At 38.9% G+C, this 17,626-nt stretch carries 14 protein-coding genes; 6 read left to right on the top strand and 8 right to left on the bottom strand.

What is annotated here, in order from left to right; genetic code table 11:
• The first annotated feature begins 73 nt into the window (after positions 1-73).
• The gene (locus B3I52_RS13740) at positions 74-1,750 is read left to right on the top strand and encodes a dipeptidyl-peptidase 3 family protein (protein ID WP_293302208.1); all 1,677 of its coding nucleotides are present in this window, start codon (positions 74-76) and stop codon (positions 1,748-1,750) included.
• Positions 1,751-2,059: 309 nt separating this feature from the next.
• Complete coding sequence (locus B3I52_RS13745; protein ID WP_293302210.1) at positions 2,060-4,501, top strand: TonB-dependent receptor domain-containing protein; 2,442 nt, start codon at positions 2,060-2,062, stop codon at positions 4,499-4,501.
• Positions 4,502-4,559: 58 nt separating this feature from the next.
• Here B3I52_RS13745 and B3I52_RS13750 read toward each other — a convergent pair whose 3' ends face one another.
• From B3I52_RS13750 to gltX, 8 genes are all read right to left on the bottom strand, one after another.
• Positions 4,560-4,928 carry a response regulator gene (locus B3I52_RS13750; RefSeq protein WP_293302211.1) on the bottom strand — a complete coding sequence of 123 codons (369 nt, stop codon included), beginning with the start codon at positions 4,926-4,928 and terminating at the stop codon, positions 4,560-4,562.
• A gap of 3 nt (positions 4,929-4,931) precedes the next feature.
• Positions 4,932-5,504, bottom strand: a complete 573-nt coding sequence (locus B3I52_RS13755) for a chemotaxis protein CheB (RefSeq protein WP_293302214.1) — start codon at positions 5,502-5,504, stop codon at positions 4,932-4,934.
• Positions 5,501-6,328: a CheR family methyltransferase gene (locus B3I52_RS13760; protein WP_293302216.1), complete on the bottom strand. Its 828-nt coding sequence runs from the start codon at positions 6,326-6,328 to the stop codon at positions 5,501-5,503. Before B3I52_RS13760 ends, B3I52_RS13755 begins: the two co-directional genes overlap by 4 nt.
• Positions 6,328-6,702: a response regulator gene (locus B3I52_RS13765; RefSeq protein ID WP_293302219.1), complete on the bottom strand. Its 375-nt coding sequence runs from the start codon at positions 6,700-6,702 to the stop codon at positions 6,328-6,330. The genes B3I52_RS13760 and B3I52_RS13765 overlap by 1 nt, the downstream gene beginning before the upstream one ends.
• Before the next feature lie 8 nt (positions 6,703-6,710).
• The gene (locus B3I52_RS13770) at positions 6,711-10,301 is read right to left on the bottom strand and encodes a response regulator (RefSeq protein WP_293302222.1); all 3,591 of its coding nucleotides are present in this window, start codon (positions 10,299-10,301) and stop codon (positions 6,711-6,713) included.
• Positions 10,302-10,319: 18 nt separating this feature from the next.
• On the bottom strand, positions 10,320-11,444 hold the full coding sequence (locus B3I52_RS13775) for a hybrid sensor histidine kinase/response regulator (RefSeq protein WP_293302225.1): 1,125 nt from the start codon (positions 11,442-11,444) through the stop codon (positions 10,320-10,322).
• Positions 11,445-11,607: 163 nt separating this feature from the next.
• Positions 11,608-12,453 (bottom strand): KPN_02809 family neutral zinc metallopeptidase, encoded by an 846-nt coding sequence (gene ypfJ / locus B3I52_RS13780; RefSeq protein WP_293302227.1) that lies wholly within the window; start codon positions 12,451-12,453, stop codon positions 11,608-11,610.
• Positions 12,454-12,483: 30 nt separating this feature from the next.
• On the bottom strand, positions 12,484-13,992 hold the full coding sequence (gene gltX, locus B3I52_RS13785) for a glutamate--tRNA ligase (RefSeq protein WP_293302230.1): 1,509 nt from the start codon (positions 13,990-13,992) through the stop codon (positions 12,484-12,486).
• A 224-nt stretch (positions 13,993-14,216) separates the two neighbouring features.
• On the opposite strand from gltX, the gene B3I52_RS13790 reads away from it, so the two are divergent.
• The 4 genes from B3I52_RS13790 (at position 14,217) to B3I52_RS13805 (ending at position 17,564) form a co-directional block, all read left to right on the top strand.
• Positions 14,217-15,446: a sensor histidine kinase gene (locus tag B3I52_RS13790; RefSeq protein WP_293302290.1), complete on the top strand. Its 1,230-nt coding sequence runs from the start codon at positions 14,217-14,219 to the stop codon at positions 15,444-15,446.
• Complete coding sequence (locus B3I52_RS13795) at positions 15,406-15,915, top strand: DinB family protein (protein ID WP_293302233.1); 510 nt, start codon at positions 15,406-15,408, stop codon at positions 15,913-15,915. The genes B3I52_RS13790 and B3I52_RS13795 overlap by 41 nt, the downstream gene beginning before the upstream one ends.
• A 103-nt stretch (positions 15,916-16,018) precedes the next feature.
• Positions 16,019-16,444, top strand: a complete 426-nt coding sequence (locus tag B3I52_RS13800; protein WP_293302236.1) for a hotdog fold thioesterase — start codon at positions 16,019-16,021, stop codon at positions 16,442-16,444.
• A 70-nt stretch (positions 16,445-16,514) separates the two neighbouring features.
• Complete coding sequence (locus tag B3I52_RS13805; RefSeq protein ID WP_293302239.1) at positions 16,515-17,564, top strand: DNA topoisomerase IB; 1,050 nt, start codon at positions 16,515-16,517, stop codon at positions 17,562-17,564.
• The last annotated feature ends 62 nt before the right edge of the window (positions 17,565-17,626 follow it).

Here is a 17,626-nt window from a genome sequence, read left to right on the forward strand (position 1 = left end):
AAATACTAAATTAGCAGTGTAATTTTTTACTAATTTAGCACATTCACGCAAAAACCCGAAAAAACAATCGCATATGCGCAAAACAACCATTAAAATTGCTCGAAAATTACTGCTAGGCACTACCATAGCAGCCACCATAACAGCTTGTACAAGTAAAAGCACCAACCAAGATCATTCGGCAAAAAAAGAGGTCGATTCGTTAACAGAATATGTAGCACAACGATTACCGATATACGAAAAGGTTAGGCTAAGCACCGATTTGAATTTGCTAAGTCCGAGCGAACGTAAAGTTTTGCCTTTGCTAATTGAAGCGGCACAAATTATGGATGAGCTTTTTTGGAAACAAGCTTACCCGCAACGCGATAGTTTATTGGCAACCATTAAGGATGAAAAAACCAGAGAGTTTGTGAAAATTAACTACGGCCCTTGGGATAGGCTAAATGGCGATAAACCTTTTTTGGCAGGCATTGGGCAAAAACCATTAGGTGTTAATTTTTATCCATTAGATATGACCAAAGAAGAATTGGAAAAATCTGATGTAAAAGATAAGCAAGGGCTTTATTCGGTAATTAGAAGAGAAGAAGGGAAACTGGTTTCGGTACCTTATCATATTTATTTTGCTACAGAACTACAAAAAGCGAGTAGTTTATTAAAGCAAGCCGCTTTATTGGCAGAAGATGCGGGATTAAAAAAATACCTAAACCTAAGGGCAGATGCCTTGGTAACCGATAATTACACCGCCAGCGACTATGCTTGGTTAGACATGAAAAATAATGGTTTGGATATCATTATTGGCCCAATTGAAAACTACGAAGACAAGCTTTTTAACGCAAGGGCTTCTTTTGAAAGTTACGTGTTAGTAAAAGACAAAGAATGGAGTAAGCGTTTGGCCAAGTATGTTGCCATGCTTCCAGAGTTGCAAAAAGGCTTGCCTGTTGCTGCCAAATACAAGAAAGAAGTGCCGGGCACAGATTCGGAGTTAAATGCTTACGATGTTGTTTATTATGCCGGCGATTGCAATTCGGGTTCTAAAACCATTGCGGTAAACTTGCCAAATGACGAGAAAATACAGCAAGAAAAGGGAACTCGCCGATCGCAGTTAAAAAACGCCATGAAAGCTAAATTCGATAAGATTTTAGTACCAATCTCATCCGTTTTGATTGATCCTTCGCAGCAAAAGCACATTAAATTTGATGCCTTTTTTGCGAATGTGATGTTTCATGAGGTAGCTCATGGCTTGGGCATTAAAAATACCATTACCGGAAAAGGCATGGTGCGTACCGCCCTGCAAGAGCAATATTCGTGGTTAGAAGAAGGCAAGGCCGATGTGCTGGGCTTATACATGGTTACCGGTTTACTTAAAAAAGGTGAGCTAGCAGGCGATATCAAAGACTTTTATACTACTTACATGGCTGGCATTTTACGTTCAGTACGTTTTGGTGCATCAAGTGCCCATGGCAAAGCAAACATGCAATGCTTTAACTTCTTCCAAGAAAAAGGCGCTTTTGAACGTACCGCAGCTGGGACTTACAAAGTAAATTACGATAAATTTGCTACTGCAATGAACGAGTTAAGTGCCGTAATATTGACTTTACAGGGCAATGGCGACAAGGCCGCAGTAGAAAAAGCCCAACAAGAAAAGGGAATTATTAAACCAGAGTTACAAACAGACTTAGATAAACTGGCACAAAAGGGAATACCGGTTGACATTGTTTTTGAACAGGGCGTAGATATTTTAGGCATGAAATAGCGAAGCTCTTATAACCTGGTCAGTGCTCAAAATTAATTTGTGCAGCTGCTGCCAAACCAAATATATTCCTTCAATAAAAGTGGCTTAAAAACTGTTTAAGCCACTTTTTTTATGCTCTTAAGCCGCCAATTTTAAAAAAATTAAAATTTCTTGTAACCTTTTGCAAGCCCTTATCGTCTATATAACACAAACAACAAAAAAGGCTTTTGCCTTTTAAAAACTAAGCTAAAATTTTTTAAGAGTAAAAAAATACGCCCAAAGCGTAGCGGCATTTTTATGCCCAAAATTTTAATGATAAAACACACAACAATGAAGAAGATATATTTATTAATTATTGCCTTTTTAACGTCTTTGTCGCTTTTTGCAACAACAAAAGCAAGCAAACAGACCAATGTAAACGGAACTGTTTTAGATGAGCAGCGCAAACCTGTAGATTATGCTACGGTTGGCTTGTTTAAAGCGTCAGATTCGACCTTGGTTAAAACTGCAATGACTACACCAGAGGGCAAGTTCAGTTTTCCAAATATTGCGGCGGGCAGCTACTACATCAAAATAAATATGATGGGCTATGAGGTTTATAAAGGAAAGCATTTCTTGCTGGCAGAAACAGAAACTATTTTGCCTGATATCTTACTAAAATCGGCCAGTAAAACTTTAAACGCCGTGAGTATTACCGCAGTAAAACCTCTTTTAGAGCGCAAAGCCGATAAAATGGTCCTGAACGTGGAGAACAGCTCGGTTGCGGTAGGCTCATCGGCCTTGGAAGTGCTACAACGGGCGCCGGGGATTACCGTAGATCAAAATGATAAAATATCGATGCAAGGCAAGCAAGGCGTATTAATTATGCTCGATGGCAAGCAAACTTACATGAGCCAAACAGATGTAGCCAATTTACTGAGAAACATGCAAAGCTCAGAAATTGAAACCATCGAGTTAATTACCAACCCTTCTTCCAAATACGATGCCTCTGGAAATTCGGGCATCATTAACATCAAAACCAAAAGAAGTAAAAATGGCGGCGTAAATGGTAGTTTTAACGCAGGCACGGCTTATGGTAAAAACCTAAGAGGAAACACCGGTTTGAACTTAAACTATCGTACTAAAGGCGTTAATGTTTTTGGTAGTTATAACTTTAACAAAGGCACAAGAACAAACCTTATTAACATTGATCGTATCGCAAAAAGCACCAATACCGATCCAGATACTTATTTTTCTCAAAAAGGAGGCGATGACAGAGATTTCGAAAACAATAATTTTAAAGTGGGGGTAGATTTCTTCCTAAACAAGAACAACACTATTGGCCTGTTGGCTAACGGTTATTTAAACAGCGGTGCCGAAAAAGCCAACAACCATACCTATATCGGCAAATCATTTACCCAAACCGACTCTACCTTAACCACCAGCAATTTACAAAAATCGAGCTACAGAAACTTGGCCTACAACCTTAACTATAAAGCTACGCTAGACACTGCGGGACAAGAATTATCGGCCGATGTAGATTATTCGAGATATAACAGCAGAGATAGCGCAGATTTGGTAAACGAATTGTTATTCCCGAATGGTAGTGCGGTAAAACCTACGGGGCGTTTAAGAAACAATAGCCCAAGTACCATTGATATTAAAGCGGCCAAGGTAGATTATACCTTACCAATTAACAAAACTACCAAGTTTGAGGCTGGTATAAAAAGCAGCTGGGTAGAAACCGATAACGACCTACGTGCCGAAGAATGGAAAAACAATGTATGGCAAAATGATGTGCGCAGAAGCAACCGGTTTGTATATAACGAAAATGTAAACGCAGCCTACGCCAACTTTAACAAGCAATTTAAACAAACTAACGTACAATTGGGCTTAAGAATGGAACAAACCAACTCTAAAGGCAATTTAATTACCGCAAACAATGTGGTAGCGCGTAGCTACTGGGATTTCTTCCCTACAATTTACGTGCAACAAACCCTCTCTAAAAACCACCAATTGGGCGCTTCTTACGGACGTAGAATTGATAGGCCAAGTTACGACGCCCTAAATCCGTTTATTTACTTTTTAGATGAATATACTTACAACAAGGGAAATCCTTTCTTAAAGCCGCAGTACACCAATAATTATGAATTGAATTATACGCTAAAGCAAAAGTATTTCTTGAACTTGGGCTATAGCGTAACTAACGATGCCATTACCGAAGTTATATTACCCAATACCGAACAAAAGGCATTATACCAAACCAACGAAAACCTGGAAACGCAAACCGTTTTATCGGCAAACTTAACGGTGCCTGTTAAAATTAAAAAATGGTGGACCATGAGCAACAACCTCAATGTTTTTCATATGGCTTTTGAAACACCTAATTTGAATGGCGAAATCTTAAAAACCGGTCAAACTTCTTATCAGTTGCGTATGCAAAATAGCTTTATCATTATGGATGGCTTAACGGCCGAATTTAATGCCAACTACGATTCGCCTTTAACCTACGGCACACTTGATTTAGAAGAGCGAGCGTATGCTGATTTGGGCATTAGCAAAACGGTATTGAAGAAAAAGGGCAGTATAAAGTTTGCTGTTTCTGATGTGTTTAACACCAACAGAACAAGGTTAAAAAGTGCATATCCGGGTTTGAAATATGAATTATACCAGAAGAACGAAACCCAGTTGTTTCGATTAAACTTTAGTTACAGATTTGGTAAAAATGAAATAAAGCCTGCCCGTAGGCGTGCAACTGGCACAGAAGCCGAGCAAAGAAGGATGAAGAATTAAATTAAGCTCTCTTATCCTTACCAAGCTTTGTAAGGATAAATATCTTTAAAACAACTGTTTATTCTTGTTGCCTAATTAGTGAGGCCACCATTTCTTCCAATTCATCTATATCAAATGGTTTGGATAGATAGCTTTCTGCTCCGGCCGTTGCTGCTAGAGCTTTTATATCGTTATTGGCCGAAAAATAGATTACCGGAATATGTTTGTAAACAGGATGCTTTTTAAGCTCTTGTGTGGCCGCTATACCGCCTATGTCGGGCAGCCAATTGTCCATTAAAATTAAATTTGGCTCATATTCGGCTACTCTGCTAATAATATTGTCGGCCGTAGAAGACGCTTTGGTGTGGTAACCAGCGCCTTCAAGTATCAGCGTACATAATTCTAAAATATCCTTATTGTCGTCGAAAATGAGAATTTTTTTAACCATTTTTCAATTGTTTGTTGATAGTGAGTTGATATAATTGGCCATTTCTTCAATTTTTAAAACTTCCGAAACATTTGCCTTTAAAATGGCCTGTTCTGGCATATAGGCAACTTGTGCAGAGCTAGGATCTTGTGCCAAGGTGATACCTCCGTTTCTTTTTGCAAAAATTAACCCGTTTACGCCATCTGCATTAGAACCAGACAACAAAAGGCATACCACTCTAGGTCCATAAACATCAGACGCCGATTGAAAAGTAACGTCGATAGACGGTCGGGAGTAATTTACTTTTTCGGAGTAATCTAGCGAAAAGGTAAAGTTTTTTTCGACAAGTAAATGGTAGTCTGATGGGGCAATGTAAATATAGCCATCCCTTATGGCCTCTTTTTCGTCGGCTTCTTTTACTTTCAAATTTGTACGGTGAGTTAGTAAATCTGTTAAAAGCGAATCGGTACCCTGTTTACGGTGTATCACAATTATAATTGGAAAATCAAGATGACGATTAATTTGGGGCAATACCTTTAAAAGCACATCTAGGCTACCTGCCGACCCTCCAATAATTAAGGCTCCTGTTTTTTTCATATGCTTTTTTTCCTCCAAATTTTATCGGTACCAACTCTTTCGTAAACGGGCGAAATTGGGGAGAAATCTATGGTTTCTTTTGTACCTAAGGCCAAATAACCTAAGCTTTCTAAGCTTTGATCAAACAACTGCAATACGCTAAACTGTAAACTCCTATCGAAATAGATAAGCACATTACGACATAAAATAAGTTGAAATTCGTTAAAAGAGCGGTCTGAAACCAAATTATGGGTAGAAAATATCATTTTAGCTTTTAATGCGGTATCAAATTTAGCTAAAGAGTAATTAGCGGTATAATAAGAAGAAAACTCTTTTTCTCCGCCAGAGGCGATGTAATTTTCAGAATAGCTTTTCATTTGGCTAAGCGGGAACATGCCACTTGCTGCTTTTTCTAAAACGGTAGGGTTAATATCTGTTGCATAAATAAGCGATTTATGCAACAAATTAAGCTCTTTTAATATAATGGCAATAGAATAGGCTTCTTCTCCGGTTGAGCAGCCTGCCAGCCAAATTCTAATGAACGGATAGGTATTTAAACTGGGCAAAATTTTAGTTCTCAGCAAACGATAAAAAGCAGGATCGCGAAACATTTCGGTAACATTTACCGTAACCCCTTCTACAAAGTGTTTAAAATAAACATTGTCGTTTAAGGTTTTGTACCTAAACTCGGCAAAGCTAACGTGTTTGTCTAGCGTATATAGCCTAGCCAACCGTCTTTTTAACGATGCCCTAGAATAGCCCGTAAAATCATAACCGTGCTGTTCTAACACATCGTTGACTAAAATTTCAACGTGTTCATCGGTTATATTTCCGTTTTGTGGCACTATAGGTAATCTTCTAAAAGTTTAACAAGGTCTTCTACGTTTACGGGTTTAGAGATGTAGCCGTTCGCTCCAGCTTGTAGGCATCGTTCCCTATCTCCCGTCATGGCTTGGGCTGTAACGGCAATTACCGGAATCTTTTTTAGCGCAAGTTCTTTCTCTCTTTTGGCCAAGGCCTCGTAACCGTCCATTTCGGGCATCATCATGTCTAATAAAACCACGCCAACATCATCGTTTTTTTGAATGACATTGAAACCCTCTTGAGCACTTGTGGCCACCAAACAAGTATATTTCTTAGCAGTTAAAACAGCTTTTAAGGCAAAAATGTTTCTGCTATCATCATCAATAATTAAAATTTTCTTTTTCTTAACATCCATTTTAACAATTAATTAGATTTATCATAAAGCCAAACTCTTAATAATGATATTAATTGATCAATATCTACCGGTTTAGAAATATAATCTGATGCACCCGCAGCAATACATTTTTCTCTGTCCCCTACCATAGCCTTGGCTGTAACGGCCAATATTGGCAAGTTTTTATAGATGGCCATTCCCCTAATTCGCTTTGTGGTTTCATAGCCGTCTAACTCTGGCATCATCATGTCCATTAATACCACATCTATTTTAGGATTTTCTTTAATGATGGCTAAAGCTTCTTTGCCATCTATGGCTGGCAACACTTTCATTTTATGTGTTTCTAATGATTTGGTTAGCGAAAAAATATTTCTCACATCATCATCAGCAATTAAAACCACTTTATCTTTTAGCACATCTGTTATGTTCTGCAGTGTTTCTAATTTGTTTGAAGGTTTGTCTTTGTTTTCTTTTTCTTCTACCAAGTGTAAGAAAACGGCTGCTTCGTCTAAAATTCGTTGGTAAGAATGGGCGGTTTTTACAACAATAGAATCTGCATATTGTTTTATCCTGTTTTCTTCGCCTTTAGAAAGGTTTTTCCCGGTAAAGATAATGATGGGCAAGTTTTCTAATCCTTCGCTTTTTTTAATGGTCTCTAAGGTTTCGTAGGCGGTTTTGTCTGGAATTCCCATATCTAAAATTACACAATCTGCCTCTTTGCTTTGCAGCGCTTCAATGCTGTCGTTTATATTAGAAGCCACTATGGTTTGTAGGTTTGCCGAGCTTAGGTAATGGCTCAATGCATCGGCATGTTGCTTGTTCTCTTCTACAATGAGTACTTTCTTCGGGTTTTTGCTGAGGGCATATTCCAGCTTTTCGAAGATTTGTTGCATGTGCTCTAGCGCAAAGGGTTTATTAATAAAATCTACCGCCCCTTTTTGTAAACTTTTTCTTTTTGCCGACAAAGAAGACATAATGTGTACCGGAATATGTCTGGTTAGGGCATTGGATTTTAATTCGTCCATTACTTGCCAACCGTCTTTAACCGGAAGTTGAATGTCTAACAATATAGCCAATGGGTTGTATTGGTGGGCCATTTCAACACCAGCATCTCCGCGAACGGCCACTAAGCCTTTGTAACCCATTTTCCTGGCAAAACCTAATAAAGTTTTGGCGAAGAAAGTATCATCTTCTATAATTAAAATGGTTTTATCTCCTGGCGAAATCTGATGTCTATCGTCTGCTATCTCATTAGGAATTTTACTCACTACAAAGTGTTCTTTTTCTGTTGTTTGGGGTTCTTCGTCTGCTTGGGTTTCTTCTAAAGAACTGAAAAGAGCAACCTCTTTTTCTTTGTTATAATTGACTGGAATAGTTAGCGTAAATGTACTTCCTTCGCCTTCTATACTGTCAAGTGTTATGTTTCCGCCCAAAAGCTTTGCCAATTGCTTACTGATAGACAGGCCTAAACCTGTACCACCAAATTTACGTCGAGTAGAGCCATCGGCTTGCTGGAAAGCTTCGAAAACCAAGGCTTGTTTGTTTTTGGCAATACCAATTCCGGTATCGCTAACCATAAACCTTAACATGCTATCTTTTTCGTTGTAACCTATAGAAAGGCTTACCTTTCCTTTAGACGTAAATTTGAAGGCATTAGAGAGCAAATTTTTAAGTATTTGCGACAACCGCATTTTATCGGTAGTAAAGGTATGGGGCGCATCGCCAGAAACACCGATTACCAAATCAATGTGCTTATCTTTGGCAACAGGCATAAACAATGATCTAATGTCGGCCGTAATTTCTTCTACCTTAACGTCGGTAATTTCGAGTTCCATTTTACCCGCTTCAATCTTAGAAAGGTCTAAAATTTCGTCGATTAAGCTCAGCAAACCTTGCCCAGAACTTTGTATAACCGAGGCGTATTCTACGTATTCTTTTTCTAGCGAATCGCTATCAGACATTAACTTAGAAAGCAATAGAATTGAATTTAATGGCGTGCGCAATTCATGAGACATATTGGCCAAAAACTCCGATTTGTATCGGGTGCTTTGTTCTAGCTGTTCGGCCTTTTGCTTAATCTCTAGGTTACGTTCTAAAATTAGCTGGTTGCGCTCTTCTAACAATGCGCTTCGTTCTTCTAATTCTTGGTTGCTTTGCAACAGCTCTTCTTGCTGCACCCTTAGTTCTTCTTCTGAGGCTTGTATTTTTTGGGTTTGTGCTTCTAATTCGGCATTTAACGCTTCTAGCTCGCTGTGTTGCGATTGTAGCTCTTCTGCTTGTGCTTGCGTTTCTTCTAAAAAATCTTGAAGCTTTTTATGTCCCTGTGCAGAATTTATGGCAATACCGATATTACCCGATACATTATTCATAAAATCTATTTTACGCTGCGGGTAATTGTTTATCGTAGCCAGTTCAATAACACCCAGTACCAGGCCGTTTCTCATCACCGGGAAAGCTACTACATTTGCTGGTTTTGTTTGCCCGGTAGCATAGCTAATTGTGGCTTCGTTATCAGGTATTTTCTCTAATAAGATTAGTTTTTCTGATTGGAAAGCCTGCCCTACCAATCCTTCGCCTATGGCAATTTTCTTCTTTTTAAAATTAACATCCAAAGCGTATCCTGCAACTAAATGCAAATGCTGGTCTTCTTGTAAAATGTAAAAAGCACCCACCATACTTTTGGTATGTGTTAAAACGCCAATAAGTACTTCTTTGGCAAGATCCTCTACATTTTTATCGCCCACCATTTTATCGTTAAGGGTAGCTATGCCCGTTTGCATCCAATCTTTGTCTTCTAAAAGTTTAAAAGATTGTTGTAACGCTTCTGCCATGCTATTTAAAGACCCAGAAAGGTTGCCCAAATCATCTTTAGAAGTTTCGTGTAGCCTAACTTTATAATTACCGGCAGAAATTTGGTGAGCAATACTTTTTATCGTATCAATTCTTTTAGTGGTTTCTTCGTTAACCTGTTGTAGTTGTTCAAATAGATCTACACGTTCGTTGTATTCGGCACTTACTTGTCTATAAAAGAAAATGGTGCTTAATACTGATAAAATTGCGGCTATAATGATCAAGAAAGGCGAAAACCCCGCCAAATTGTTCATTTCTTCTGTCTTTTCTGCTAATGACCTTTTTTCTTCGGCCCGAATCTCCCTTATAATTTCACGGGCATTATCCATATATACCTTGCCTTCTAGCAATATGTTCTCGGGCATTACACCTTTGTTTTTTTTTATTTGGATGGTGTTGACCAATACTTCCATCCGTTTATCTATCACCGCTCTAAGTGCTTTTAACTGTTGCTGCTCAAAGGCGTTATCTTTAGTAGCTGCCATTACTTTGGTAAAAAGAGAATCGGTTCTTTGTACGCCTCGGCTATAGGGTTCTAAGAAAACAGGATTACCCGTTAGCAAGAAGCCTCTTTGACCTGTCTCGGCGTCTTTAAGCATAGATACAATATTGTCCACATCGCTGATGATGGCATTGCTCTCTACCACTAGGTCGGTGCTTTTAATTAAGTTTTTAATGCTGATATAAGAAGCTGTTGAACTAATAATGAGCAACAGTAATGAAATTCCCAAACCAATACGTAGGTTGCTTTTTAAGGTTAGTTTTTTCATCTATAAATAAGATAAGTATTAAACTTGTGAACTTGGTTGTGCTATTGGTATGGTAAAATAAAATTCGGAGCCTTCGCCGTAAACAGATTTTACGTTAATATGTCCACCATGCCTTTTAATAATTTCGGCAGAGATGTACAAACCAATACCTAAACCCTGAAAACGGTAAGATGTTTCTTCAACGCGATAAAATTTTTCGAAAACCCGACTTGCTTGCTCTGGTTTCATTCCAATACCGTAATCTTTTACGCCCACATATAGCTCATTTTTTTCTAACCGCACGTTTAACAATACCTCGTTAGTACCCGGAGAGTATTTAATGGCGTTGGTAAGAAAGTTAACTATTACCTGTTCAATGCGCATTTCGTCGCCATAAATTTTTGTATTTACAGCGCCGTTTTTTACCACTTTAAACGCCGGGCTAGATTGGTGCATAATTTCGATAATGCCATCCAACAGTTGATCTAAATCGAAATATTGTTGGTTAAACTTTAGCTTTCCACTTTCTATTTTCGAAATATCTAACAAATCGGCAATAAGGCCATTTAATTTTTCTAACTGTACTTGGGCTTTAGAGAGGTGGCTTTTTACCAGCTCGATATCACCCTTGTTTAAGCCTCTTTCTAACAACTGAATGTAGCCTTTTACACTGGTTAAGGGTGTTTTTAGTTCGTGGCTGGCAATGCTCATGAACTCGTCTTTTTTGCTTTCGGCCTCTTTTCTAAACTCAATTTCTTCTAAAAGAGCTTTTCGTGTTTCGCTAAGCTTTTGGTTTTGTTCGTAAATACGATAAAAGGTTTTAATCTTCAGCAGCAAAATATTAATATCAACAGGCTTGGTAATGTAATCTAGCCCGCCAGATGAGTAGCCCTTTGCTATAAATCTAAATTCAGTATTGGCAGCCGATAGAAAAATGATGGCCGTTTCTTTAGCTTTGTTATAACCAGAAATAGCTTCGGCGACTTCAAAGCCGTCCATTTCTGGCATTTGTACATCTAAAATGATAAGTACATAAGAGTTTTTGAGCACTTTTTTAAGCGCTTCCTCCCCCGAGTTGGCGGTATCTACTTCAAAACCATGTTTTTCGAGAACATTCTTTAGTGATATAAGGTTCTCTGGGGTATCGTCAACAAGTAAGATCATTCTCAAACTTAGATAAATTTGCTTTTATATGCAATATGCTTGCTTGGCATATAAAAGCGATTTATCGATTTTTCCTCGATCTTTTAAAATATTCTTTAAAGGAAAAATGGCTAGATGTAAGTCCGATTAAACCTTGTGCTTTTGTTGTCGATGTAAAAGTTTTTTACAATAAATCGGATTTGAAGGTATCGCCCTGTTTAATATCACCGGTTTCAAATCCTTTTTTAAACCAGTACATGCGTTGGGCAGAAGTGCCGTGGGTAAACGAATCTGGCACAACTTGGCCTGTGGCTTGTTTCTGTAATTTATCGTCGCCAATGGCGTTGGCTGCCGTTAAGGCTTCTTCCAGGTCTCCGGCATCGAGCCTAAAATCTTTTAAGTTTTGTGCATGGTGGGCCCACAAGCCTGCATAAAAATCGGCCTGTAGCTCTAACATTACCGACAGCTTGTTATACTCCGTTTCGCTGAGCTGACGGCGAGCCCGCTGTACTTTTTCTGATGCGCCCAATAGGTTTTGTACGTGATGCCCTACTTCGTGTGCAATTACATAAGCTTGGGCAAAATCGCCTGCGGCACCAAAACGGTTTTTTAGTTCTTCAAAGAAAGAAAGGTCTATGTAAACTTTGCTATCGGCAGGGCAATAGAACGGCCCCACGGCAGAAGAGGCGCCCCCACAGGCCGTTTGAACGCCGCCTGTAAATAACCTTAGTTTTGGCTGCTGGTATTGAAACCCCATTTGGTTAAACTGTTCATCCCAAACTATTTCTGTAGACTCTAAAACACCAGAAACAAATTTCTTTTGTGGATCGTCATTTGCTGAACTTCCCTTTTTTACTTCCGTTTGTTCGGATGTAATGGGCAGTTGATTTACTAAACCCGTGAGGTCTTTACCCAAAAACAAGCCAATAATAACGATGATGATACCAATACCACCGCCTAAAGCTACTTTACCACCGCCGCCACCGCGACCGTCTTCCATGTTGTTGCTACCTTTACCGAACCATTGCATAGTATAAGATGTTTAATTTCTTACTCCAATTTAGGAATTAAATTCGGCAATACCTTTAGCTATCCTATTTTGGGTTTCTTCTTTTCCTAACAATTTCACAATATCAAATACGCCAGGGCCAAATTTGCCGCCCACCAGCATGATACGCAACGGCAGCATCACTTCTCCGGGTTTTAAACCTTTATTTTCTGCCAAGGCCTTAAAGCTAGCTTCTAATTCTAAAGCAGTTAATTCAATAGCTAAAGTATTTGCAAATTCTTCAAAGAAAATTGCCTTATCTGTATTCCATTTTGGTTTTACGGCAGCAGAGTCAAACTCGGTTGGCGCAGTAAAAAAGTAAGCGGTTTGTGCCACAAAATCGGGCAACAAAGTACATCTGTCTTTTACCAGCTCAATAATTTCCGCTAATTTTTCCTCATTAGCCTCCATACCGTTTTGCTTTAACAAACTGCTAACCGCCAACTTTAACCTGCCAACCGGCAACTGCTTAATCCACTCGTGATTAAACCATTTTGCTTTTTCGAAATCGAATTTTGCACCGGCTTTGCTTATTCTTTCGACAGAAAAACTAGCTTTTAATTCTTCTAACGAGAAGATTTCTTTATCGGTCCCATCGTTCCACCCCAATAAGGCCAACAGGTTAATAAAGGCTTCGGGCATAAAGCCCAATTCTTTAAATCCTTTGGTTAAATCACCGGTTTTAGGGTCGGTCCAGTTCATGGCGTAAACTGGGAAACCTAACCTATCGCCATCGCGTTTGCTTAGTTTGCCGTTACCATCTGGTTTTAAAATTAACGGTAAGTGTGCCCAAGCAGGCATTTCGTTTGCCCAGCCTAAATATTTCCAAAGTAAAATATGTATAGGTGCAGATGGCAACCACTCTTCGCCTCTAAAAATGTGCGAAATTTCCATCGCCTTATCGTCAACCACTACTGCCAAATGGTAAGTTGGCATACCATCTGCTTTTAGCAAAACTTTATCATCCACCAAGTTGGTATCAAAACTTACCACACCTCTAATCATATCGGCAAAAGTTACCTGCTCATCAGCAGGCATTTTTATACGAATTACATGTGGCGCATTTTGTGCCAATAATTCACTTACTTCGCTTTGCGTTAAAGTAAGCGAGTTGCGCATTTGCATACGGCTTTTTTGTCCGTACAAAAAATTAGGTTCTGCTGCTCTTTTAGCTGTTAACTCTTCTGGCGTATCAAAAGCGTAATAAGCATAGCCACTAGCCACCAACTGCTCGGCATATTGCCTATAGCTAGGTTTGCGTTCGCTTTGACGGTATGGGCCAAAAGCGCCCGGTTTTTGCGGACTTTCATCGGGAGAAATACCACACCATTCTAAACAATCTACAATATATTGTTCTGCACCTTCAACAAAACGTGTTTGATCGGTATCTTCTACTCTTAAAATGAATTTACCGTGGTGTTTTTTTGCAAATAAATAATTGAAAAGGGCAGTTCTAACGCCTCCTAAATGCAAACCGCCGGTTGGGCTTGGTGCAAATCTAACTCTAACTTCTTTGTTCATGGGCTTTGAGCAGAGGGCTTTAAGCAGAGGGCATAGAGTTTTAATGCTTTAAAAGCCCCTATGCCTTTTGCCCTTTGCTTTTGCAAAGATATGTTTTTCATCTATTTTTATATTGTTTTGATAGGTGATGAAGCTATTCTGCTTAAAAAAATGATTGATTAGGCTTTTAGAAAAGCATAATGGTTTTGTGGTTTTGTCGTTCTGATATTGTATTTTGGCTCTGCATGAATCCGTATCAGAAAAAAAAGCGTTGGAAATTATTCTTGTTAATGTTTGCCGCCTTAATTGGAGCTGCTTCTGTTTTTTATTCCGATTTTTTTGTAAAAAAGATGGAAAGAGAAGAGGCAACACAGTTTTTACTATGGGTTAAAGTGGCCGAACAGCGAATGAAAATGTACGATAACGAACAATTATCGGAAGTTTTTGAAACCATCAAGAAGAACAATAAAATGGATGTAATCATCACTAAAACAGATGGTTCTATTTACCTGTGGGATGGTTTAGATACGACCAAAACACTTTATCCAGACAATAAAACCAAGCAGTACGATTCTCTTTATTTTGCCCGACAGCTGAGTAAGATGAAAGAACAACATCAGCCTGCTAAAATGAAAGGAATTAACGACGAAGAGTTAATAGCCTATTATAAAGATTCGAGCATTCTAACCCAGTTGAGGCTTTTCCCTTACATTCAATTGGGCGTTATTGCCTTGTTTCTTATTATTGCCTATGTTGGTTTTAGTGCTGCAAGGAGAGCAGAAAGAGATCAAGAATTTGTGGGCATGGCCAAAGAAACTGCCCATCAATTAGGCACGCCCATATCGTCGTTAATGGCTTGGGTAGAGCTCATTAAGACCCGATTTGATGCAGAAGAAGACCCCTTGGTAGCCGAAATGGAGAACGATATTCAGCGCTTAGAAATCATTGCCGATCGTTTCTCTAAAATAGGATCTAAGCCCATATTAGAAGACCATGTAGTACATGCGATAATTAACGGTTTTGTACAATATTTCAAGGTGCGCACCTCAGATAAAATCAACTTTGTGCTTACCGGAGACAAGCAAGTAAGGGCAATGCTGTCGGCTCCGTTGTTTGACTGGGTAATAGAAAACTTGCTCAAAAATGCAGTAAATGCCATAGATAACGATGGCACAATTACCATAAATATCATCGAGAACTTAGCGAAAGAAGAAGTATTAATTGACATCACTGATACCGGAAAAGGAATTCCTCGTTCTAAATTCGACACTATTTTTCAACCAGGTTACACCACACGAAAAAGAGGTTGGGGCTTAGGGTTAACTTTAACCAAAAGAATTGTAGAGAACTACCATCGTGGTCAAATTTTCGTGAAAGATTCGGAAATAGGCAAAGGAACTACCTTCAGGATTATTTTAAAAAGCAGTATAACATATGAACCCACCACAAATACAGGAATACCCAACGTGGTATAAAGGCTATATCGACTTAGTAGAGGGCGATGTATTAGTTGTTCTAGAAAAACAGGCTGAAGAATTCACCGCGTTTATCAACGGTATTTCGGACAAAGCCGATTACGCCTATGCGCCCGGCAAATGGACCATTAAAGAACTTTTAGGTCATATTATTGACACAGAACGCATCATGATCTATAGGCTATTGTGTTTTGCCCGTAATGATAAAAGTAAGTTGCCCGGATTTGACGAAAATGAATATGTAAGCGCTGCACGCTTTGCAGAGAGGAACATACAAAGTTTGGCCGAAGAGTTTGCTTGGATGAGAAAAGCTAACCTGTTTTTACTTAACTCGCTCAATGAACAAGAGCTAGACCGCACCGGAATTGCAAATGATAATCCAATATCAGTAAGAGCTTTGGTTTATATTTTGGCTGGTCACGTAATACATCACAAAAATGTGATAGTAGAACGATATTTAAATCCCTAACTCCTAAAGGGAAATATATAAAAAATATTTATTGACCCTTATTTAACCGCCTTGTTTGTAGTCCCCTTTAGGGGATTGAGGGGTTAACTTTTTAATTTAAAATATGATTTGGTTTAAAAAATTTACGCCCGAAATGCTTAACAATCGCCCTAAAAACCATATTGGAGCTTTACTGGGCATAGCATTTACCGAAATTGGCGAAGATTACCTCGTAGCTACCATGCCCGTAGATGAACGCACACACCAACCTGCCGGAATTTTACATGGTGGCGCTTCGGTAGTACTGGCCGAAACCCTAGGTAGCATTGCCTCTTATATGTGTATTGACCCTACGAAACACATTGCGGTAGGTTTAGAAGTTAATGCCAACCACATTAGACCGGTGAGCGCAGGCTTTGTAAAAGGCGTTTGCAAACCACTGCACATAGGCGGCAAAACACACCTATGGGAAATAAAACTATACACCGATAAAGGCAAAATGAATTGTGTAAGCCGGTTAACAGTAGCCATATTGCCGAAACCACAATAGCTTAGAAGAAGTTCACTGAAGCAAGCAAACTATTTACACTCCCTTTTTGTTGTTGCCATAAATAGAAATTATGGTAAGCACCGATGATATCATTAACGATAGTCATTTAGTTTTTGTTAGTCCACATAAAGGAGGGATATACCGTAAAGGTGTGGCCGGAAATTTTAATTATGAAGATGACAAGGGCCACCGCATTACAGATAAAATTGCCCTAGAGCGTATCAAAAAGTTGGTGTTGCCACCAGCATGGACAAATGTGTGGATTTCTCCGAAAAAGAACGGCTATTTACAAGCCATTGGTACCGACGTGGCGGGCAGAAAACAGTATCGCTATCACCCAGATTGGGTAAACAGGCGTTCAGACCATAAATATTTCCGGTTATTAGAATTTGGAAAGGCTTTACCCAAAGCACGTAAACAGGTAGAAAAAGATTTAAAGCGCAGAAACTTTGACGAGCGAAAGGTGCTGGCTATTTGTGTTAAAGTATTGCAAGAAACCCTCATCAGAATTGGCAACGCCGCCTACGAGAAAAACTACAACAGCTATGGTTTAAGTACCCTAAAAGACAAACACGTTAAACAAAAACCCAACGGAACTTTTTTGTGTTTTGTGGGTAAAAAAGGAATTAGGCAAGAGATGCGACTTACAGATAAAAAACTAATTAAATTGGTTAAAAGATGTAAAGATATTCCCGGACAAGATTTGTTTCAGTTCTATACAGCAGATAACAAACGCAAGGCTGTAGATTCTGGTATGATTAACCAATACATAAAAGAAATTACCAAAGATGATTTTACGGCAAAGGACTTTAGAACTTGGGGCGGAACTTTAGAAGCGATGCGTCAGTTGGCTGTTTGTGCTAATGAAAATCCGGAAGTTTCTGCTAAAAAATTAGTAGTTGCAGCATTAGACTGCGTGGCGGCTAAACTTGGTAATACTAGGGCAGTTTGTAAAAGTGCCTATGTTTATCCAATGCTATTAGAGGCTTTTGAAACCGGTAATTTACAACCTTATTTAAAGAAAATTGCGCTAACAGAAAAAGACGAGAAGAAAGCGTTGAAAAACGATGAAGCTGTGCTCATTCAGTTTTTAAAAGCGGTTAAACGAAAAAAGAAATAAGGAAGCTCAAACGAGGAACGAGGAGAGATCTAGCAAAAAGTACAATTAATGTAGCTAGATTT

Source organism: Pedobacter sp. UBA4863 (genome assembly GCF_002399615.1).
Lineage (GTDB): Bacteria > Bacteroidota > Bacteroidia > Sphingobacteriales > Sphingobacteriaceae > Pedobacter.